Annotated in this window: 18 protein-coding genes; 11 read left to right on the top strand and 7 right to left on the bottom strand. The window is 66.8% G+C overall.

What is annotated here, in order from left to right:
• Nucleotides 1-48 precede the first annotated feature (48 nt).
• From BSF38_RS32455 to dnaN, 4 genes are all read right to left on the bottom strand, one after another.
• Nucleotides 49-3,726 carry a DEAD/DEAH box helicase gene (locus BSF38_RS32455; protein WP_168189395.1) on the bottom strand — a complete coding sequence of 1,226 codons (3,678 nt, stop codon included), beginning with the start codon at nt 3,724-3,726 and terminating at the stop codon, nt 49-51.
• Between the two features lie 190 nt (nt 3,727-3,916).
• Nucleotides 3,917-6,427 (bottom strand): DNA topoisomerase (ATP-hydrolyzing) subunit B, encoded by a 2,511-nt coding sequence (gene gyrB / locus BSF38_RS16390; protein ID WP_076347367.1) that lies wholly within the window; start codon nt 6,425-6,427, stop codon nt 3,917-3,919.
• Between the two features lie 252 nt (nt 6,428-6,679).
• On the bottom strand, nt 6,680-7,000 hold the full coding sequence (locus BSF38_RS16395) for a DciA family protein (protein WP_076347368.1): 321 nt from the start codon (nt 6,998-7,000) through the stop codon (nt 6,680-6,682).
• Nucleotides 7,001-7,043: 43 nt separating this feature from the next.
• Nucleotides 7,044-8,162, bottom strand: a complete 1,119-nt coding sequence (dnaN, locus tag BSF38_RS16400; protein ID WP_076347370.1) for a DNA polymerase III subunit beta — start codon at nt 8,160-8,162, stop codon at nt 7,044-7,046.
• A gap of 932 nt (nt 8,163-9,094) precedes the next feature.
• Here dnaN and BSF38_RS16405 point away from each other — a divergent pair.
• The 9 genes from BSF38_RS16405 to BSF38_RS16445 all read left to right on the top strand — a co-directional run bounded on the left by BSF38_RS16405 (nt 9,095) and on the right by BSF38_RS16445 (nt 16,491).
• Nucleotides 9,095-9,334, top strand: coding sequence for a LexA family protein (locus BSF38_RS16405; RefSeq protein ID WP_076347372.1), 240 nt, complete (start codon nt 9,095-9,097; stop codon nt 9,332-9,334).
• A 365-nt stretch (nt 9,335-9,699) separates the two neighbouring features.
• Nucleotides 9,700-11,280: an ArnT family glycosyltransferase gene (locus tag BSF38_RS16410; protein WP_076347374.1), complete on the top strand. Its 1,581-nt coding sequence runs from the start codon at nt 9,700-9,702 to the stop codon at nt 11,278-11,280.
• A 25-nt stretch (nt 11,281-11,305) separates the two neighbouring features.
• Nucleotides 11,306-11,569 (top strand): UPF0175 family protein, encoded by a 264-nt coding sequence (locus tag BSF38_RS16415; protein ID WP_076347376.1) that lies wholly within the window; start codon nt 11,306-11,308, stop codon nt 11,567-11,569.
• Entirely contained in the window at nt 11,566-12,057 is a 492-nt protein-coding gene (locus BSF38_RS16420; RefSeq protein ID WP_076347378.1) for a PIN domain-containing protein, read from the top strand. Before BSF38_RS16415 ends, BSF38_RS16420 begins: the two co-directional genes overlap by 4 nt.
• A gap of 35 nt (nt 12,058-12,092) precedes the next feature.
• On the top strand, nt 12,093-13,550 hold the full coding sequence (locus BSF38_RS16425) for an L-serine ammonia-lyase (protein ID WP_237170488.1): 1,458 nt from the start codon (nt 12,093-12,095) through the stop codon (nt 13,548-13,550).
• A 371-nt stretch (nt 13,551-13,921) separates the two neighbouring features.
• Complete coding sequence (locus tag BSF38_RS16430; RefSeq protein ID WP_076347382.1) at nt 13,922-14,584, top strand: TIGR00266 family protein; 663 nt, start codon at nt 13,922-13,924, stop codon at nt 14,582-14,584.
• A gap of 27 nt (nt 14,585-14,611) precedes the next feature.
• On the top strand, nt 14,612-15,301 hold the full coding sequence (locus BSF38_RS16435; RefSeq protein ID WP_076347384.1) for a TIGR00266 family protein: 690 nt from the start codon (nt 14,612-14,614) through the stop codon (nt 15,299-15,301).
• Between the two features lie 193 nt (nt 15,302-15,494).
• Nucleotides 15,495-16,166, top strand: a complete 672-nt coding sequence (locus BSF38_RS16440; protein WP_076347386.1) for a TIGR00266 family protein — start codon at nt 15,495-15,497, stop codon at nt 16,164-16,166.
• A gap of 127 nt (nt 16,167-16,293) precedes the next feature.
• A complete protein-coding gene (locus BSF38_RS16445; RefSeq protein ID WP_076347388.1) occupies nt 16,294-16,491 on the top strand; it encodes a hypothetical protein in 198 nt (65 codons plus the stop codon).
• Between the two features lie 63 nt (nt 16,492-16,554).
• Here BSF38_RS16445 and BSF38_RS16450 read toward each other — a convergent pair whose 3' ends face one another.
• Complete coding sequence (locus tag BSF38_RS16450) at nt 16,555-17,043, bottom strand: hypothetical protein (protein WP_076347390.1); 489 nt, start codon at nt 17,041-17,043, stop codon at nt 16,555-16,557.
• 50 nt (nt 17,044-17,093) lie between these two features.
• Nucleotides 17,094-18,236, bottom strand: a complete 1,143-nt coding sequence (locus BSF38_RS16455; RefSeq protein WP_076347392.1) for a DUF1559 domain-containing protein — start codon at nt 18,234-18,236, stop codon at nt 17,094-17,096.
• A 596-nt stretch (nt 18,237-18,832) separates the two neighbouring features.
• Here BSF38_RS16455 and BSF38_RS16460 point away from each other — a divergent pair.
• Complete coding sequence (locus BSF38_RS16460; protein WP_257787825.1) at nt 18,833-19,210, top strand: DinB family protein; 378 nt, start codon at nt 18,833-18,835, stop codon at nt 19,208-19,210.
• Nucleotides 19,211-19,223: 13 nt separating this feature from the next.
• Here the strand turns inward: BSF38_RS16460 and BSF38_RS16465 are convergent, their stop codons facing one another.
• On the bottom strand, nt 19,224-19,550 hold the full coding sequence (locus BSF38_RS16465) for a hypothetical protein (protein WP_076347394.1): 327 nt from the start codon (nt 19,548-19,550) through the stop codon (nt 19,224-19,226).
• Nucleotides 19,551-19,816: 266 nt separating this feature from the next.
• Here BSF38_RS16465 and BSF38_RS16475 point away from each other — a divergent pair, with 266 nt between their 5' ends.
• The gene (locus BSF38_RS16475; protein ID WP_076347398.1) at nt 19,817-20,917 is read left to right on the top strand and encodes a TIGR03118 family protein; all 1,101 of its coding nucleotides are present in this window, start codon (nt 19,817-19,819) and stop codon (nt 20,915-20,917) included.
• Nucleotides 20,918-20,995 lie beyond the last annotated feature (78 nt).

Here is a 20,995-nt window from a genome sequence, read left to right on the forward strand (position 1 = left end):
ACTCGCTGGCGCTTCGGGCTTACTCCAATCCGAGCGATCCCTCGCGGGTCACGACAGCAGGAATTCGAGATCGTCGCGGGTAAGGGTCGAGATCATCCGGTTGTCGGCGTTGAGGATGGCGTCGGCCAGGTCGCGCTTCTTCTGCTGGAGTTCGAGGATCTTCTCCTCGACGGTGTTCCGGCAGATCAGGCGGTAGGCGAACACGTGCTGGGTCTGGCCGATCCGGTGCGACCGGTCGATGGCCTGGGCCTCGACGGCGGGGTTCCACCAGGGGTCGAGCAGGTAGACGTACTCGGCGGCGGTCAGGTTGAGGCCGAGGCCGCCGGCCTTCAGGCTGATCAGGAAGATCGGGCAGTCGGGATCGCTCTGGAACCGATCGACCTTCGCGGCGCGGTTGCGGGTGCGGCCGTCGAGGTACTCGTACGTCAGCTTCGCCTGGTCGAGCCGCTCGCGGACGATCGCCAGGAAGCTCGTGAACTGCGAGAAGACCAGCACCTTGTGGCCTTCCTCGACGACCTCGGCCAGCGACGGGAGCAGCATGTCGAGCTTGGCGCTGGGGGTCGAGGCCAGCTCGTCGTTGATGAGGCCCGGGTGACAGGCAGCCTGGCGGAGCCGCAAGAGGGCTTCGAGGACCTCGATCTTCGACCGGTTCAGCTCGGCCGTGTCCTTCTTGAGCAGGGCGTCGCGGTAGTGGATGCGCAGCTCTTCATAGGTCCGCCGCTGTTCGGTCTCCATGTCGCAGTAGAGGGTCTGCTCGGTCTTGTCGGGCAGGTCCTTGACGACCTCGGACTTGGTGCGGCGGAGGATGAACGGCTTCAGCGCCTTGGACAGCAGCACGCGGTCCTCGGCCTCGACGTTCGACGAGGCGCTCGCGCTGGCGTAGCGTTTGAAGATGGTGTCGGTGCCGAGCATGCCGGGGTTGAGGAATTCGAGGATCGACCAGAGCTCGCCGATGTGGTTCTCGATCGGCGTACCGCTGATCGCCAGCTTGTGGCGGCTGTTCAAGAGCCGGGCGGCCTTGGCCGACTGGCTCTCGGAGTTCTTGATCGCCTGGGCCTCGTCAAGCATGACGTAGTCGAACTCGATGTTGGCCAGCTCGGCGATGTCGGTGCGCAGCGTGCCGTAGGTGGTGACGATCAGGTCGTACTCGGGGAACTTCTCGCGGAGCGGGTGCCGGCCGGGCCCGGTGTAGTCGAGGACCTTGAGCCGGGGCGTGAACTTCTCGGCTTCCGAGAGCCAGTTGAAGACCAGCGAACGGGGCACGACGGCGAGGCTCGGCCCCTTGGCCTGGCGGCGGAACCGCCGGCGCTGGAGCAGGGCGAGGACCTGGATCGTCTTGCCCAGACCCATGTCGTCGGCGAGGATGCCGCCGAAGCCGAACCGCTGGAGGTAGTCGAGCCAGCCGAGGCCCTCGCGCTGGTACGGCCGCAGCTCGCCGTGGAAGCCCGGCGGCGAATCGAGCGCGATCACCCCCTCGAACTGGCGGAGTTGCTGGCGGACCTTCTCGAACGCCGCGTCGATCTGGATCTCGGGCTGGTTGGCCAGCAGCGCGTCGAGCACGCCGGCCTGCGACGCGTTGAACCGCAAGGCGCCGTTCTCGGCCGAGCCCAGGTCGGCGAGCATCCCGTACCGCTTGAGCCACTCTTCCGGGAGCATCCCCATCGAGCCGTCGCCCAGCTCGATCATCGACTCGCCCCGACGCGCCGCGGAGAGCAGCTCGGGGAGGCTGACGCTCTGGCCGCCGTAGTCGACGCCGCCGTCGAGGTCGAACCAGTCGATGCCGGTCGACAGCGCGAGCTTGAACTCGCCGGCCGGGCGGATCAGCTTGCCCTCGGCCTCGATCCGCCAGCCGAGCTGGACCAGCTCCTTGGTGACGATCCCCATCCGCTTGGCCGGCAGCTCCAGCGTGTTGGGATCGAGGCGGGGGTCCTTGGCCTCGCGGAACCCCAGCTCGAACAGTTTGACGTCGGCGGCCGACTCGGTGCGGGGGTCGCGGCGGATCACCAGGCCCAGCTCGGTCGAGACCGCCAGCGGGGTCGTCCGGCCGGCGGGGATCACCGCGCCGTCGTAGTCGAACTCCAGCTCGCCCAGCAGCTTGTCGGCGGCCAGCCCCCAGTTCTGCCGGGGCGTGCGCAGGGTCAGGCAGGGCCGGGGTTTGGCGACGATCTCCTCAAGCTGGATCGACTCGACCAGCTCGGTCGAGGGGACCCGGGTCTCGGCCAGGATGCGGCCGAGCATCAGATCCTGCTGGGGTTCGACGAAGGTGATCTCCTTCTCGTACCGCAGCCGCTGGATCCAGGTCATCACCCCCAGGTCGTCGAACCGCGCGGCGCGGCCGACGCCGAGGACCAGCAGGCCGGGGACCAGGACCAGGGGCTCGGCCAGGTCCATGCGGTTGTCGCCGCGGCGCAATCCGCCGCGCCAGGCCCATCGCTTGCCTCCCGCCTCGGTGCGGATGTCGAGGCTGAACCGCCAGGGCTGGCCGTCGTCCCACCGCATCGTCGGCGGGTCGTCTTCGCCGTCGGTGCGGCGGAGCCTCAGCCGGCCGGACCGCGCCAGGCGTTCGACGAGCGCGGCCTGATCCTTGCGGAGGACGAACCGCCGCGTGCCCCGCATGTCGCTGACGCTCGACCGCGCCGGGACGTGAGGCGCGCCGTTGCCGGGAATCGCGGTCGCGCCGGCGGTTGCGGCAGCCGTCGCCGTCGCGCTGGTTCCCGCTCCGACGCTGGCTCCGGTTCCGGTCGCGGTTTCGGCGCCGGCGGCCGGGGTGGTGGAGACGCCGTGGTGGGCCTCGTCGAGCAGCGCGAGCAGCAGGCGGTCTTCGGGGTCGTATTTGACGTGCGCGGCGCGGGGGGCGTACCACCAGGGGCGGAGCGGTCCCCACTCGCCGGTGGGCTTGCGCTGGCGGCGGGCGAGGTCGATGACGATCTGGTTGTGCGACTGGGTGGCGCCGACGTCGAGGACGTAGACGAGCAGCCGCTTGGCGTTGCGGTTGACGGCCTTGGCGCGGGGCGAGGCGCCGACGGGCGTGGCCGAGCCGGCCGCCGACCGCGCCTTGCCGCGAGGGGTCGCCGCCCGGGCCTCGCGGGCCTCACGGGCCGCGCCGGGGGTCCAGGCGCCGCCGTTGGGCGCGACGCCCGGGAGGGCCGGCGCGGCGTCTCGCGATCGACCGCGCGGATAGCGCTCCTTGGCGGCGACGTTGCGGCCGCGCGGCGGACGGCCCGGCAACTGCGGGGCGGGGGGCTTGGGCGCGCCGATGATCACGTCACGGCCGTAGTCGCCCCCCCGCGAGGGCTCGGAGCCGGGGCCGGGGCGAGAACCGGGGCCGGGGCGTGGGCCGGGGCCGGGGCGAGCGTCGGCGCCGTCTTCGACGCCGGGCGCGGCGCCCGGTGCGGCCGGCCGCCGGGGCGGCTCGGGGATCAGCCGGAGCGCCATGTTCGGCGCCGACTGCAAGAACCCGCGCGAGTCCGCCAGCAGCAGGGTCGCCCACAGGTGCTTGCAGGGCTCGCCCTGGGGGCTGAAATACGGGCACGAGCACGACGCCAGCAGCTTGGCGCCCCGGAGCCGCGCGCGGACCCGGTACTTGGTCGTACCTCGAACCCGCGCCACAACCTCGTTCGGCTTCGCCGACATCAGGCTGACGCGCCCCTTCGAGAAGTATGACTGGCCTCGCGAGCGGACCGCGTCGCTGAAGTTGCGCGCGACTTTCTGGGCTATACCCATCATCGGTTCCCACGTGGTCCGCGCCGGTCGGTCGACCGGCCCGTCCCTGAAGGGATGCTCCTCTTCCACAAGTGATCCTCGTCCTCGTACCGTCTTCCGAACGAACCTGGCGTCGCTGTCAACCATCTAGATCCGATGGCCGTCGAACGGTGGGCGATGCTCAACGTCACGAGACTCGCATTGGTCGTTCGCCTCAAACATCGAGGTTCTTGACCTCGAGGGCGTGCTTCTCGATGAAATCGCGGCGGGGCTCGACGTCGTCGCCCATCAGGGTGGTGAACAGGTCGTTGGCGGAGGCGACGTCGTCGAGGCGGACCTGCATCAGGGTGCGCCGCGAGGGGTCCATGGTGGTCTCCCAGAGCTGCTCGGCGTCCATCTCGCCGAGTCCCTTGAAGCGGGTGATCTTGATCCCCTTCTCGCCGATCTTGCGGACGGTCGGAACCAGGGCGCGAAGGTCGAGCAGCGGGTACTCCTCGCCGTCGCGGTGGAGGATGAACCGCGGCGGGGGCTCGTCGCCGGTGACCTCGCGGGCGAGCAGCGCGTCGGCCCGCAGCCCGTACTCGTCGCGGAGCCGCGTCAGGTGCTTGTTGAGCGTCTTGACCTCGTGGAACTCGTGGGCCCGGGGGCTCGCCAGCTCGCCGGGCTCGGCTTCCTCCTCGCTCCAGTAGGCCTTCTCATGGCCGTGCTCGTCCTCGACGAGATAGAGCGGCAAGAGCCCGGCGCGGGGGTCGACCTTGGGATCGGTCGCCTTGTTGGCGAGCTTGAGGAACTCGCGGAGCGGGCGGTTGCGGCGGCCGAAGGCGCGGAGGCCGTGCTCGATCGCGGCGCCGAGTTCGACCAGATGCTTGAGCCGGTCGCCGGTCACGTCGCCGGGCTGGGCCGTGCGGTCGCCGTCGGCCTCGCCGTTGGCGGGCGCGGCGTCGGCGGCGGCGAGGCTCGCGCCGGAGAGGCCGGTGTCCATCATGATCGCCTGCATCTGCTCCTCGGTCTGGACGTACCGGCGCTCTTTCTTGCCGCTGGCGATCAGGTAGAGCGGCGGCTGGGCGACGTACAGGTGCCCCTCGGCCACGAGGCGGGGCATCTGGCGGTAGAAGAAGGTCATCAGCAGCGTGCGGATGTGCGAGCCGTCGACGTCGGCGTCGCTCATCATCACGACCTTGCCGTACCGCCGCTTGGACGGGTCTTCCTCCTCGCCGATGCCGTTGCCGACCGCCGTGATGATGTTCCGCACCTCTTCGTTGCCGAGCACGCGGTCGAGCCGGGCGCGCTCGACGTTGAGAATCTTGCCTCGGAGCGGGAGGATCGCCTGGTAGAGCCGGTCGCGACCCCCCTCGGCCGTGCCGCCGGCCGAATCACCCTCGACGAGGAACAGTTCGCTGGAGTTCTGGTCGTGGGTGGTGCAGTCCATCAGCTTGCCGGGCAGGCCGCCGCCGGAGAGCACCCCCTTGCGGTTGCGGACCAGGTCGCGGGCCTTGCGGGCGGCCTCGCGGGCCTCGGCGGCGAGCTGCGCCTTGGCGATGATCTTCTTGGCCGCCGCCGGGTTGTTCTCCAGGTATTCGGCCAGCTTGTCGTTGACGACCTTGGTGACGATCCCCTCGACGTCGCTGTTGCCGAGCTTGGTCTTGGTCTGGCCCTCGAACTGGGGGTCGGGCACGCGGACGCTGACGATCGCCGTGAGGCCTTCCTTGAAGTCCTCGCCGGTGATGTTCAGGTCCTTGCTCTTGGCCGGCGCGGCGCTCTTGGCGTACTGGTTGAGCGTCCGCGTCAGCGCGGCCCGGAAGCCGGTGAGGTGCGTGCCCCCCTCGATCGTGTTGATGTTGTTGCAGTACGACACCACCATCTCACTAATCGAATCGTTGTATTGCAAGGCGACTTCGACTTCGACGGCTTTCTCGTCGTCGCGGCCCATGAACACCACCGGCTGGTGGAACGCCGACTGGGCGCGGTTCAGATAGGCCACGAACTCGCTGAGCCCTTCCGACGAGTAGAACTCGGCCTCCTTGGGCTCGTCGCCGCGCTCGTCGACCAGCTTGATCCGCACCCCCTTGTTCAAGAAGGCCAGCTCGCGGAGCCGCTTCTCGAGGATGTCGTACTCGAAGGCGATCTTGGGGAAGATGGTGATGTCGGGCAGGAACCGGATGGTCGTGCCGGTGAGCTCGGTCTTCCCCTTGGCCTTCACCGGGCCCAGGGCGGCCCCTTGCTCGTACTGCTGGTGCCAGACCTGGCCGTCGCGGCGGACCTCGGCCTCCAGCCACTCGGAGAGGGCGTTGACGACCGTGACGCCGACCCCGTGCAGACCGCCGGAGACCTTGTACGTGTCGTGGTCGAACTTGCCGCCGGCGTGGACCTTGGTGAGCACGATCTCGAGCGAGCTCTTGCCCGAGTCGCCGTGGGCGTCGACCGGGATGCCCCGGCCGTCGTCGACCACCGACGCCGAGCCGTCGGCGTGGATCGTCACCAGGATGTTCTTGCAGTGCCCGGCCATCGCCTCGTCGATCGAGTTGTCCACGACCTCGTAGACCAGGTGGTGCAGACCCCGCGTCGAGGTGTCGCCGATGTACATGCCCGGGCGCTTGCGGACCGCCTCGATCCCTTCAAGCACCCGGATGTTCGCCCCGGTGTACGTTTCGAGCGCAGCGCCTCCGAGCGAGACTTCACCCGCTCCCACGATTGTTTCTGTCGCGTCGTTCTTGGTCAAATCCATCGCGGCGGTTCCTCGGTCGATCAATGGAAGAGTGTGGAGGAGGCCCCGGAATACAAGCCCGAAGCGCAAGCGAGGGTGTGGTTTACGCGGCCCACGCCAAAGAAGCGCAAGCGAATGCATGGCTTTCGGCCGCTGGCTCCGGACCCGACGAGGTTCGCGACGGAATCCACTCGCTGGCGCTTCGGGCTTGTATTCGGATCATCCAGGCGTTGCGGATTGCGGGCTCCTAGATAACGAGCAGCGGGGCGCGAATCACGACTCCACAGGGCCGATCCGGAACCGCAGCGAGCTGATGGTCGAGCCGCGAACGGTGGCGCGGAGGGCCTGGAGCAGTTCCGCCTTGCGGTAGGCCGAGAGTTCTTCGAGCAAGGCGGGATGGTCCACGGTGACGGTCAAAACGCCGCGTCGCACGTCGCCCAGCCGGGTCCGCCCCGCGTAGCCTTCGCCGAGGGCGGCGTTCCAGGCGAGTTCCAGCTCTCCCGAGGCGTGCAGCCGGGCGTAGCCGCGTACGGCGAACAGCTCGCCGAGTACGTCGGACAGGGCCCTGGGTCCGCGCGCGTTGGGGTTCGACATGGCTGCCACGATCCGTTCCCGAGAGGAACTCGACTCGCCCGGCTCAGCGTTCGCGCGTGAGCGGCATCACGACGTAGGTGTACTGGTCCTTGGTCCGGAAGACGGCCGCGTTCTTGGCGTCGATCAGTTCGGCGGTCAGTTCGGCCCCGTCGTCCAGGGTCTTGAGCGCGTCGAGCAGGTAGCGGGGGTCGAACGTGATCTCGACCGGCTTGCCGTCGTAGTCGATCGGCAGGTCCACCTGCGAGCTCCCCACGTCGGCCGCCTGGCTCGACAGCGTCAGCGAACCGGCGCCGAACTGGAAGTCGACCCCCCGGCTCTCGTCGCTGGTGACGATCGACGCTTGCTCGACGGCCAGCCGGAGCGGACCGGCGACTAGCGGAATCTTGATCTCGACGGTCGCCGGAAAGACGTCCTGGTAACGAGGGAACCGGCCTTCCACCAGCCGGCTGTAAATCACGGCGCTCTCGGTGCGGACCAGCACGGCGGTCCCCGACTGGATCGTCAGATGGACGAGCAGATCGTCGTCGACCAGGTTCCGCTCGATCAGCTTGAGGGCCTTGACCGGGATCACCGGGGTCCCGCTCGGGGCCGGGGGATCGTTCTCGGCCTCGGCCGTCGTGATCATCTTGGCCAGCCGCCGGCCGTCGGTCCCGACCATCGAGAGGTTCTCGGCCGTCAGCTCCACGAGCACGCCGCCGAGCGCGTACCGGGCGCTGTCGAGGTCGGTGGCGAAAACCGTGCGGCGGATCAGCTTCTTGAGATTGCCCGCGGAGATCACATGATAGCTGGTCGCCGCGAAATCGGGAACCTCGGGATAAAGGCTCGGATCTTCCAGGGGGAGTTTGAACGACGCGTGCCGGCCCTTGACGAGCAGGTGTTCGTCGGTCGTTTCGAGCATCAGCTCCTCGTCCCCGGCCGTCCGCAAGATCGACCCGATCCGCGTCGTCGGCAGGATGACCGAGCCGGGCTCCTCGATCTTGACGCCGAGCACCCGGTGGCGGATGCCGACCTCAAGGTCGGTCCCCATCAGCACCGAGCCCTCGTCGGCGTCGACCACGAGCTTCACGTTCTGCAGGATCGGCTTGGGACTCCGTGCGGGAACCACGCCACTGACCATGGTGAACGCGGTGAGCAGTCCTTCGCGGTTGCACAAAGCCCTCATGCGCTTTCCTCACGTCTTGTCTTGACGATGTTCCCCGGGAATCCCGGGGAGGGGGCCTCGCCCTGCCTCGAATACGCCGGGCCTGGAGGCCGCTCAGACGGCCTGGGAGAGCGAACCGTCTCCCGCACACGACACGACCCGAAGATCAAGGCTCGACGCCAGTGGTGGGCTCTGGTGGGACGGCGACGCTCTCTCGTCCACCCGGTTCGCGGCTGGCGAAGCGAGGGAGAAGCCCTTGAGCCGGGAGCCCGGTCGAGCTTGTTCCCGGTTTTCTGCTTGTTTCGTCCCTCTGAGAGGAACGAATAGATAACTCTACCGCCGTAATAATCATAGAGTGGCGGCCGCGCTGTGGATAACTTCGGCAGTGCCTGACCAAACCAAGGATACCAAAGAACTTACTCGAATACAACCGCGCCTCGACCTGTCGACCAAGTTGTGGATAACTCGGTGCACGGCCCGGGCGCAACTGTCGACGACGGCGCATGAAACGCCCTTCGGCCTCGGCCCGTTGTGGACGAAATCCGTCCCTGCGCAGCCTGTCGACGACTTATCAACAGGTTGTCCACGGCCCCCAAACGGGGGACTTTGCGAGTCAGGAAAATCGGGTGCTCTGGGAGCCAGAACCCCAAGTGTGCCGATCCGGCTGTTTGCGCTTCCGAGCGGTGTTTGTTTCGGTCAGAGAAGGGCGTCGGGTTGAGAACAATAGCCAGACTTTACCGCAAGACTTTTCTTCTGGGGGCGGGAATTCGGCTGTAAGTCTTGCATTATTATTGTGTTACGGAATTCATAACGCCCCCGTCGAATGGCTGGGCCAGAATGCCACGGATGGGCCGCGGCTTGACAGGGGGTGGGCGATCTTCGAAGATCCCGGCTAGGTGGGCCGGGCCGCGTGGGTCGACGCAGGGGACTTGGGGCTGGGGAGACGACCGACGATGGACCTCGGATATACGCCACGCCAGGGGCAGTATCTCGCGTTCATCTACTACTACACGAAGCTCCAAGGCGTTCCGCCCGCCGAGGCCGACATGGCGCGGTACTTCCGGGTCAGCCCCCCGACGGTCCACGAGATGGTCAAGACGCTGGATCGGCAGGGCTTCATCGCCCGACAGCCGGGCGCGCCCCGCTCGATCCGCCTGCTCGTGACCCGGGCGGATCTCCCGGACCTGGAATGAGACGGTCCCCACAAGATGCCACCTGGTCGACTCGATCCCCGAGGACTTCGAGGTCTACAAGAACCCCGGCAACGACTGGATCGACCTCTTCCAACTCTGTCACAAGACGTTGGATATCGGGACGATTCACCACGGAGGACAGGAGGAAATGCAGGGGGGAAGGAAGGATCGGCTTGCTCTTGAGTTTTACCTGATCGATTGAATCGTTCGCCTCCGTGTCCTCCTGTCCTCCGTGGTGAATTCCCTGGATTCAACTGTTGGACGTTGTTCGTGGACGGCCCCATTCCCCCGGCTTGACAGGATCGCGCCGATCTTCGATGATCCCGGCCGTTTGACGCCAACGATGCGGTTGGGGGTTCTTGGCGATGTCGACGACCGGCGGACGACGGCGAGGGCTGGGGCTCGCCTGGCTGCTCGCCTTGTGCTTCTTGACGCTGGGGCCGGCCCTCGGGACGGCGTCGCGGCTGACGTACCATGAGGCGTTCGTCGCGCAGGGGGCGCGGGAGATTCTGGCCTCGGGAAGCTGGGAGCATCCGACGATCGGCGGCCGGCCGTGGCTCGAAAAGCCGCCGCTGCCGTTCTGGATGGTCGCCGCGGCCGGCTCGATCGCCGGTCGGGTCACTCCGCTGGCCGCCCGACTCCCCTCGGCCCTGGCGGCGACCTTCCTCGTCCTGGGCGTCGCCCACCTGGCCCGCCGCCATTACGGAACGTCGATCGCCCTGCTGGCCGGAGCCATGCAGGCCACCACATCCTGGACGGTCCTCCGCGGCCGGCTCGCCGAGGCCGACGTCTCTCTCGCCTGCCTTATCGTCTGGACGCTCGTGGCCTTCGACCACCTGCGGACGACGACCGAAATCAACCCCCGGCGCTGGCGCTGGGCTTTCTTTGTCCTATTAGGCTTAACTTCGCTGGCCAAGGGGACCGGCTTCGGCGCGGTGCTGGTCGGCTCGGTCGTGCTCGTGGTTCTGTTCTGGGATCGCCGCCCCGAAGCCGTTCGGCGGTTGATTTTTCCGGCCGGCTGGTTGGTCTCAGGTTTGATCGCGGTGGTCTGGCCGTTGGCGATGGTTGCGAAGTACGGCCCGGGGGTCGGCTCGTTGTGGCTGATGCACGTCGCCGACCGCGTGGGCGATCGCTCGGGGCACGGCTTCTTCGCGGGCGAATCGTGGGGAGAGTACATTTTAGGCGTGCTGGGGCAGGGGCTTCCCTGGACGCCGCTGGCGCTGATCGGGATCGTTCACGCCTTCCGCGCCCTCCGTCGCGGCGAATTATCGGCCGGCGACCGCCTGATGCTGGCCTGGACCGTCGCGCCGATGGTCCTGGTCTCGCTGCCGGGAGGACGCAACACCCATTACGCGATCTACGCGATCGTTCCGTGGTCGATCTGGGCGGCCTTGACCCTGGCCCGCTTCGGCTCCCGCCTCGAAGCCCGGGGCCGGTCGGCTTTGCGGGTGCGGCGCACCGCGGTCGTCGGGCTGACGGCCGTCGCGGCGGCTTACGGGTTGGTCTTCGGCCTGTTCGGCGCCCGATTCGACCGCCGGGGCCAGGAGTGGGCGTTCTACGAGCAGGCCGGCGCGCTGGTTCGCAGCGACGAACCTCTGGTCTTACTCTACGACGACTGGGACCGCGACCCCTATCCAACCCCTTTCGGCCCGATCCCTCACGATCTGGCCGTCCGCCTCTACTACCTCGACCGCCCCGCGTCATGGCATCTCGACGGCGACCCGATTTCGACCGAAGCCGATTCGCCCCCCTCCTCCCTGGCCGTCGTCGCCCGCGACCGCGACCTCCCCGCCCTCGCCGAGCTGGGCGACGTCCAGACCCTCGCCCGAGGCCCCCACCTCCGCTGGGACCGCGTCTTCTCCCTCTTCCGCGTCGTCCCGATCCGCCCGACGGTGAATTCCGCCTCCTCGACGCCCGTCCCCCGTACAATGAAGACGGGGAGCTAACGAGTAGCCGACGAGGAGCCGTCGCATGACGATCAGCTTTGAATTGCCGAGCGAGATCGAGGAGCGGATTCGAAACGAAAGCATCGACGTCAACGACAAGGCGAAGGAGGCGTTCCTTGTCGAACTCTATCGCGAACAGAAGATCACCCAGTATCAGCTTGGTCAGACGTTGGGACTCGACGACTACGAGACCGACGGACTCTTGAAGCGCTACGGCGTCGGGTACGAACTGTCGCTCGACGAGTTTGAAGAGCAACGGGCGTACTTGCGGGAGCGACGCTCGCAATGATCGTCGTCGCCGACACGTCGCCGTTGCGATATCTCGTGCTGATCGAGAGCATCGAGATCCTTCCTCGTCTTTTCGGTCGGATCGTTGTTCCGCCGGCGGTCGTCTTCGAAATGACTCGCCCCCGATCGCCGGAACGAGTCGGGGCATGGGCGACCAGTCCGCCCGATTGGATCGAAATCACGACCCCGACCGAAGTCCCTGAGATCCCGGGGCTCGGGGCGGGCGAGCGAGAAGCCATCTCCCTCGCCCAGGAGATCCAGGCGGAAGCCTTGCTCATCGACGATCGCGACGCTGTCAAGGAGGCCAGGGGGCGGGGCTTCACCGTGCTGGGCACGCTCGTCCTCCTGAACGAGGCCGCCGACCGCGGCCTGATTCTCGATCTGCCTCGAACGCTTGACCGACTGGTGAAGGAAACGAATTTTCGGATGAACAAGACGACCGAGGCGATCATCGAGAAGATGCTGCGACGCGATTCTGATCGAAAGTAGAACTCCGAGCCGAGACGCCGCGAGCGGCTCATGACATGGACCCTCTATTCATGGCCTTCATCAGCACGTTCGACATGTTCAAGATCGGCCTGGGGCCGTCGAGTTCGCACACGATGGGGCCCTGGCGGGCGGCGCAGCGGTTCTTGGAACGGTGCCGGACGCTGGGGGTTCTGGATCGGGTGACGCGGGTGCGGACGGAGTTGTTCGGGTCGCTGGCCAAGACGGGCCGGGGGCACGGGACGGATATCGCGGTGATCATGGGGCTCTGCAACGAAGACCCCGTCGTCTGCGACCCGGCGCGGATTCATCCCAAGGTCGCCGAGGTCCGGGCGTCGCGTCGACTGCCGCTCGCGGGGGGGCGGGAGATCGAATTCGATTACGCACATGATCTCGTGTTCAACTCCAAGACGTCGTTGCCGTTTCATCCCAACGCGCTGACGTTCACGGCGACGCTCGACGACGGCGCGACGGTCGCGGAGACGTACTACTCGATCGGCGGCGGGTTCGTCGTGCAGGAAGGGGACGACGCGCGGGCGTCGACTTCGGCGGAAGGTCCCGATTCAGCGCCGTTCCCGATCGAGACGGCGGCCGACCTGCTGCGGCACTGCAAGGAGAACGGCCTCTCGATCCCCGAGGTCGTCTGGCGCAACGAGCTGTCGGTCCGGGGCAAGGTCGAGATCCACGAGAAGCTCGCGCGGATCTGGGGCGTGATGCGCGACTCCGCGTTTCGAGGCGCGCATACGCCGGGGGTCTTGCCCGGTGGCCTGGGCGTCGAGCGTCGCGCCGCGCGGATCAATCGGTCGTTGCTGGGTGAAGCGGGAGACCGGGCGACGTCGGCCGGCGCGGACGAATGGGTCGCGGCGATCCGGGGGTCGGCCCGCGATTTCGAGAAGATCCTCAAGTGGATCAGTTGCTTCGCGTTGGCCGTCAACGAGGAGAACGCGGCGTTCGGCCGGGTGGTCACCGCGCCGACCAACGGCGCGGCGGGGGTGATCCCGGCGGTCTTGCTTTATCGGATCTGCTTCTTCGACGACGGCGACCGGGCGGTCGAGCCTTTTTTGTTGACGGCCGGCGAGATTGGCGCGGTGTTCAAGAAGCGGGCGACGATCTCCGCGGCGCTCGGCGGCTGCCAGGCCGAGATCGGCGTGTCGAGCGCCATGGCGGCGGCGGGCCTGGCCCAGACGTTGGGCGGATCGACCGAACAGGCGCTCATGGCGGCGGAGGTCGCGATGGAGCACCACCTGGGGATGACCTGCGACCCCGTCGGCGGCCTGGTGCAGATCCCCTGCATCGAGCGCAACACCATGGGCGCCGTGAAGGCCGTCACCGCCGCCCACCTGGCCCTCGAAAGCGACCCCGCCAAGGCCAAGGTGAGCCTCGACGCCGTCATCCGCACCATGTGGCAGACGGCCCTCGATATGAACACGAAATACAAAGAGACCTCCGAAGGGGGACTCGCCGTCCAGATCCCGGTGAACGTGTCGGAGTGCTGAGCGAAGGGGCGAAGATCACGATATCGCTTCTGGCCGGGCGATGTGTTCTCGAGGGCGGACTGCTCTCAAAACACCCCCTGGGGCATGCCCGAATACAAGCTCGAAGCGCCAGCGAGTGAATGGATTCCAACGGCCGACCGGAAACTCACTCGCTGGCGCTTCGAGCTTGTATTCGGACCTGGCCGACCCCAGGCCCCCATTTTCATGAGGCCGGGTGTTCCGACCGCGTCATGGTGGTTCTCAATATCCGGCCGATCCAACCGAATGCATCGTCGTGGGTTTCGACGGATCGCACGCCCTGGCGTGTGGTATCTTGTCTACGAGTCAATCGCGATGGTGCGGGATCGCTTCGTCAACGCCTCGGGGCCGCCATGAAATTCGACGTCTCCGGCAATCCCGACTACGGCCACGTGACCGTCGAGCTGAAGCCGGGCGAGACGATTCTGGCCGAGTCGGGGGCGATGAGCTGGATGAGCAGCCATCTTCAGACCCGCAGCCACCTGATGGGCGGGCTGATGCAGGCGGCTGTCCGGAAGGTCGTCGGGGGCGAGTCGCTGTTCGTGGCTGAATATACGGCGGACGGTTCCCCTGGTTCGGTCGCGCTTTCGCCGACGGAGCCCGGCTCAGTGCTCCACCGTCGGCTCGACGGGGACGGCTTCATCCTCACGGCGGGTTCGTTCCTCGCCTGCACGCCGGGGATCGCGCTGCACACCCGCTTCGGCGGCCTCAAAGCCTTGTTTTCGGGCGAGGGGGCGTTCTTCCTCGAATGCAGCGGCCACGGCGACCTGTTCTTCAACGCCTACGGCGGGGTGATCGAGCGCGACCTGGACGGCGTGCTCGTGGTGGACACCGGGCACCTCGTCGCCTGGGAGCCCGGCCTGACTTACACGATCGGCGGCATGGGGGGGCTGAAGCAGACGCTGCTCTCGGGCGAGGGCCTGGTCCTCCGCCTGGAGGGGCGCGGCAAGGTCTATCTCCAGACCCGGCACCTGCCCAGCCTGGCCCGTTGGATCTTGCCGTTCCTCCCTTCCTGATCACGCTCCCCCAACCTCGGAGGCCCGATGCAGATCGAGATCCCCGATCGGGGCGGCTTCGCCTCGGCCCTGGTCCATCTGAAACCCGGCGAGGAGTTCGTCTCGGAAGCGGGGGCGATGTACGTCGCGTCGGACAACATCGACATCGACGTGACGACCCGCGCCAAGCATTCGGGGGGCGTGCTGGGGGGCCTGCGGCGGATGCTCGCGTCCGAGGGGTTCTTCCTCTCGACGTACCGTACGACCGACGGGCGGCCCGGTCACGTCGGCCTGGCCCCCGTCCACATGGGCGACGTGTCGCGGGTCGACATGGACGGCTCCGTCGCCTGGCTCTGCGCCGGCGGGAGCTACCTGGGCTCGGCCCGCACGATCGACGTCGACACCAAGTTCCAGGGGTTCAAGGGGTTCTTCTCCGGCGAGTCGCTTTCGTTCGTCCGGCTCAGCGGGACCGGGCCGTTCCTGGTCAGCGCCTTCGGCCAGATCGTCGAGCTCGAAGTGCGCGGCGGGCTCACGGTGGACACCGGGCACGTGGTCGCCTACGAGGAGACGCTCGAATACAGCCTGGGCAAGATCGGCGGCTCGTGGCTCCAGTCGTTCCTGGCCGGCGAGGGGATCGTCTTCCATTTCTCCGGCCACGGCAAACTCCTGGTCCAGTCGCACAACCCCGACGAGTTCGGCCGGCGGATCGGCTCGGCGCTCCCGCCGCGCGAGCGCTAGTCTCCTGATTTGGAAGTTCGTGAATTTGAATCGGGGTGGCACGGGTTCGAGTCGAACCCGTGGACGCGAGCCGCGGCCTTTCGAACACGGGTTCGGTTGAGCCGAACCCGTGGCACCCACCGGCCCTTGGTTATGTAACGAACTTCCAATTCACCACACCAGGCCGACGCCCGTTTCCCAACGAGGGCTTCCGATGGACTTCGAGATCGCCTGCGAACCGACCTACAGCGTCGTCGAGATCGACCTGGACGAGGGCGAGGCCGTCGTCGCCGAGTCGGGCGCGATGGCCTGGATGACGCCGAACCTCCGCGTGGAGACCTCGACCCGCGGCGGCCTGATGGCGGGCCTGAAGCGATCGGTCCTGGGCGGCGAGAGCGTCTTCCAGAACACGTACACCGCCCAGGGCGGCCCGGGCCGCGTCGCGTTCGTCCCCGGCTCGTCCGGCGACATCGTGGCGCACGAGATGCGCGGCGATCTGCTCCTGGAACGGGGCGCCTACCTGGCGTCGTCGCCGACGGTGACGCTCGACTCGCGCTGGCAGGGTATGAAGGGGCTGTTCAGCGAGGGGCTGTTCACCTTGCACGTCGCGGGCTCGGGGATGCTCTTCTTCGGCGCGTACGGGGCCGTCTACGAGGTCGACGTCGACGGCGAATACACCGTCGACAGCGGCTTCGCGGTGGCCTGGGAGCCGTCGCTCCAGTACCGCGTGACCCGCGCCCGCCGCGTCCGCTCGTTCCTCTTCTCCGACCAACTTCTCGTCCGCTTCTCGGGCCGAGGCCGCCTGTGGGTCCAATCCCGCAGTCCCCAGGCCTTCGCCAACTGGCTGCAACCGTTCCGCCCCGTCAAGCAGAAGGGCGACAACTGAGACGCCCGCCCGTCGCGGCCTCGATGGTCGTCGATCAAGGGGTGGTTCGGCATGCGGATTGCGGATGATCCTCGGCGAGTGGCGCGGTTTTGTTCGACCGCGCCGAGGTGGATCTCAGGAGAGTCCGATGAAGAATCGTCTGATCTGGAGTGTGGCCGTCCTGTTCGTGACCCTCGCCCCGCTGGCGGGTTGCCAGAGCGAAGGCCCCGCCGAGAACGCCGGCAAGCAGCTCGATAAGGCCGGCCGCGACCTGAAGGACGCGGTGAATCCCCCCGGTCCGGGCGAGAAGGCGGGGCGCGCGGTCGACGACGCGATTAACAAGTAACTGCTAGGGCGCGCGAGGCCGAGGCGCGGGGATCGCGCCTCGGCTTCCGCTCTTACTCTTATTTTATTTGCTCAACCGCTCGACGACGGTCTTGCGGTCGGCGTCCTTGATTTCGGGCGCCTTCTCGATGAGTTCGACGGCCTTCTTGACCGCATCGGCCTTGCTGACGCCGTCGAGCTCGCCGAGTCGCTGTTCGAGGGTCGCGATCAGGCTATCGAGCGTTTGGGCCTGCGGGGCCATCTTGCTTTTGACCTCGGCCTCTTTTTGGGCCGACTTGCCCGACGGGGCGTCGGGGTCGGGCAGGCTGGCGCGGACCTTCTCGGCCTTCGCGGCGCTGGCCTTGGCCTTGGCGCTCGTCTGTTCCGGCAGGCCCTTGTAGCGCTGGATGAACTCCTGGACCAGAGTTTCGGGCGTGTGCATGGCGGCCTTGTCGAACACGGGGGTGTCGCCCCCGCACCCGGGGGCCGCCATCGACGAGACGATCGTGACGACCGCCGAGAGGGCGACGAAAATCCACTTGAGGCGTTGCGAGGCGAAAATCTGTCGGGTCATGTGCTCGTCTCGAATCGAGGCAGAGGCGGAAAAGGAAGGTCGTCGGGTTCTCAATACGCGTCGGCCGAGATCACCTCGCCGCCGTTGCGGGTGCCGAGCGCCCACCACGTCGGCAGGTCGACCGAGTTCTTGACGAACCGGACCGAGCCGTCCATGAAGGCGACGTTGACGCCGCCGGGATGGTTGCTGCTGGGGTTGGCGCCGGAGTCGCCTTCGAAGCAGCGGAGCGTGTTCGAGTAGTAGACGTGGATCGTCGGGGCGTTGGGGGGGAACAGGTGAGCGTACAGGTGCCCTTCCCAGGCGTCGGTGAACGCCCAGCTCGCCCCCTTGTACATCGTCCAATCGGTCCAGTTGACCGCCGGGCCCTTGAGGCCGTCGCGAACCACCGCCCAGATGTCGACGTCGGGCTGCTCGATCAGCGCCGAGTCGGTGTAGTTGAACCGGCGTCGCGGGTCGCTCGAATTGCCCGAGCCGTCGTTCATCAGGAACTCGCTCGCAGCGGCCGTGTTGGAGAGCCCGTCGGTGATCGACGCGACCGAGACGTTCACGTTGGTGTTATTGGCCTTGCCCGCGTCGCCGCAGGGGCCGACCGTGTTGTACATCCGGGACGTCGAGATCACACCCAGGTGGCCGGGAAGGTTGCCGTTGTTGGGCGCCTGGCCGGGCATCAGGATGTTCCGCGGCCGCGCCGTGTTGCCGGCGTAGTTGTTGTTGCCCAGCTTGCCGGTCCCGGTGTTGACCACCCCGTCCTGCGGCAGGCAGGTGATCCCGTCGGACGGGCAGAGGAACGTCGCGATCGACGACCGCTGGACGGTGGCGTTGACGCCGTTGACGATGTTGTTGTTGCCGTAGAAGCCGTCCGAGTAGGCGAAATTGAACGCGTCGTACATCGGCTTCTCTTCGATGAACGGCAGGATCTGGCAGTGCCACGCCCGGTTCCCGGCCGTGCCCAGCGTGCCGCCGTTCTCATCGGCCCGGCGGTACTCGTGCACCGGCGTCGTGTTGAACGTCGACATGTAGTTATGAATACCCAGGCCGATCTGCTTCAGGTTGTTCGTGCATTGCATACGGCGGGCCGCCTCACGCGCCGACTGCACGGCCGGAAGCAAAAGCGCGATCAAGACGGCGATGATCGCAATCACCACCAGCAACTCGATCAAGGTGAAACCACGTCGCGGACCGGGGGCGCTCATCAAGGGGGCTCCTTCGTTGCATTCAAAGGACGTCGGCGAGGATTGTCCTTCGCCTTCCGGAATGGAAGATGTTCCGGTTCGGCGGATACGAATTAGGAATGATTACGTCGTTGCGCGCAGGCCGCAAATGTGTTCGCTCGTGGTCCCTGATTTTCCATCAAGCCGACCAAGATCAATCGATGCCAGGCTCTCGAAATCAAGGCGAGGAACATCTCCATGCGGCCCGTCGAACACCCAGAGTATCCAGAAAGTTGTGTGGATTCGACCAAGATTCTGTAAAGAATCCCGCCGTGTAGAGGATTTGCACGGCATTCTTTTGCGGAATTAATTAAGATGTTTTAATTATTCGGCCGACGACGACCCGAATTCCTTTCAAACGAGCCGGCGGGAGGTTGATGGAGCGGCGTCGCCGATATCATCGCAGCCGATTGGATCTGTTGGAATGTTCAGTGTCGAGCGATTGGGAGAGACGGATGAACGATGATATCACGTCGTTGCTGGATTTCAATCAGTGGGCAGACCGGAGGATGTTCGAGGCCTGCCGGGGGCTGACCGCCGAGCAGTACTCCGCCGAGCCGGTTCCGGGGTAGAGTTCGGTGCGGTCGACCGTCGCGCACCTGGTGATTGCGACGGAAGGTTGGCTGCGTGGATTGACGGGAGAGGGCGTCGTGAGGGTCCCGACCGAGGCCGAGCTTGCCACGGTCGACGACGCCGGGCGCTGGCTCGACCAGGCGCGGCGGACGGTCGAGACGCTGGTGCCGAAGTTTACCCCCGAGTGGCTGAACGCCCCGATGGCCCTGAGGCGCGGCCCGCAATCGGCCGTCCTGCCCCCCTGGGTGGTGATCCGCCACGTCGTCAACCACGCCACCTACCATCGCGGCCAGATCGCCTCGAAGCTCAAGCGTCTGGGGATCGAACCCCCCGCCACCGACCTCGTCTTCTGGGCCTTCGAACGCCTCGCTCCGAAGGCCTAGTCGACTGTTCAGGTCAGCGGCCGGTCGCGCTCGCGCCGACGACCATCGCGTCGTCGATCCCGGCCGGGGCGGCGAGGATCATGCGGTCGTCGATTCCGGTCGGCGCGGTGACGATCATCGCGGCGTCGATCGAGGGCGTGAGCATGAGCGGGGGGACGGCGATCGGGACCGGGACGCCGGTGCCGAGCGCAAAGCCGCCGCTGGGGCCGCGTTCGCTTTCGGCCCGGGCCAGCATCAGGACCGCCAGCACGAGGCAGGCGACGGCCGTGAGCGCCGGGAACCGCCGTGGCGATCGGGGTTTGGGGGGCCAGTCGGGATCGAGAGCGGGCGAGGGTTTCATCGTAAGGTCCTCCACGAAGTGGATCGATGCACCTCCAGCTTCAACGTATCAGGCGACGGATTCTTAGACATAGCTCAAAAGGCCGGTTTTCCCCAGGTCGTTTTGGGACGAGCGGCGCCAATCTGAAAAAAACGTAACCCGAAAGGAGGTTCCCCACTCTAGATCGATGGATTCGCTCGCGCCGTCCCGTTGCGGGGCCTTCCGTCCGTCCATCGAGGAAAACCGGATCTTCTCGATACTCATCACGCGCAGGGAGATAGCAACTCATGTCCAAGCTCCATCGTCGTCTCGTTTTGACTGCGTGCTTGGCGTCGTTTCTGGCGGCGCCGCTCTCGGCGCGGGCCGGCTTCTACCAGCAGACCAACCTCGTCTCCGACGTCCAGGGGCTGGCCAAGTTCACCGACCCCAACCTGAAGAACCCCTGGGGCATCTCCTCGAGCGCGACGAGCCCGTTCTGGGTTTCGAACCAGGGCTCGGGCAACTCGACGTTGTTCAACACCGCCGGCAAGCCGCAGGCGCTGGTCGTCACCATTCCGGGCGGCGGCGGGCCGACGGGGCAGGTCTTCAACACCTCGACCGACTTCGCGCTGGCGACCGGCGGTAAGGCCTTGTTCATGTTCGCCAATCTCAACGGCACGATCTCGGGGTGGAACGGGGCCCAGGGGACGACCGCCGTGGTCGAGGCGACGACCGCCGGCGCTTCCTTCACGGGGCTGGCGATCGGCAACAACGGCGCGGGGAACTTCCTGTACGCGGCCGACTCCGCCAACAACAAGATCGACGTCTTCAACGGCACGTTCGGCGCCACCACCCTGGCCGGCTCGTTCGTCGACCCGAATCTCGCCGCCGGCTTCTCGGTCTACAACATCCAGTCGCTTGGGGGCGTGCTCTACGTCACGTATGAGCACGGGGCCTTTGGCGGCGGGGTGGTCGACGCCTACGACCTCAACGGCAACTTCCTCCATCGCGTGGCGGCGAACGACTCCTCCGGCCCGCTCCAGTCGCCGTGGGGTCTGGCCCTGGCCCCTTCGTCGTTCGGCCCGTTCGGCGGCGCGCTTCTGGTCGGCAACGAGGACGACGGCCACATCAGTGCGTTCGACCCGACGACCGGCGCCTTCCTGGGGCAGCTCCTGGGCAAGGACGGCGACCCGATCGCCAACACGGGCCTCTGGGGCCTGAAGTTCGGCAACGACGGCAACGGCGGACACTCGAACACTCTCTATTTCAACGCCGGGATCAACGGTGAAGTCGATGGCCTGTTCGGCTCGATCACCTTCGTTCCCGAGCCGTCGTCGATCGTGATGGGGGGCCTCGCCTTCTCGCTCGTCGCCGGGACCGGCTGGGTCCGCCGGCGCCGGGCCGCCTAGCTCCGTCGTCCCTGGCACGAAGTCATGCGACGCATTCAGAACGTCTGGTCGTCCATGAACAACATCCACGCGAAGTGT

Origin of the sequence: Paludisphaera borealis, from assembly GCF_001956985.1 — a bacterium.
GTDB classification, from domain to species: Bacteria; Planctomycetota; Planctomycetia; order Isosphaerales; family Isosphaeraceae; genus Paludisphaera; species Paludisphaera borealis.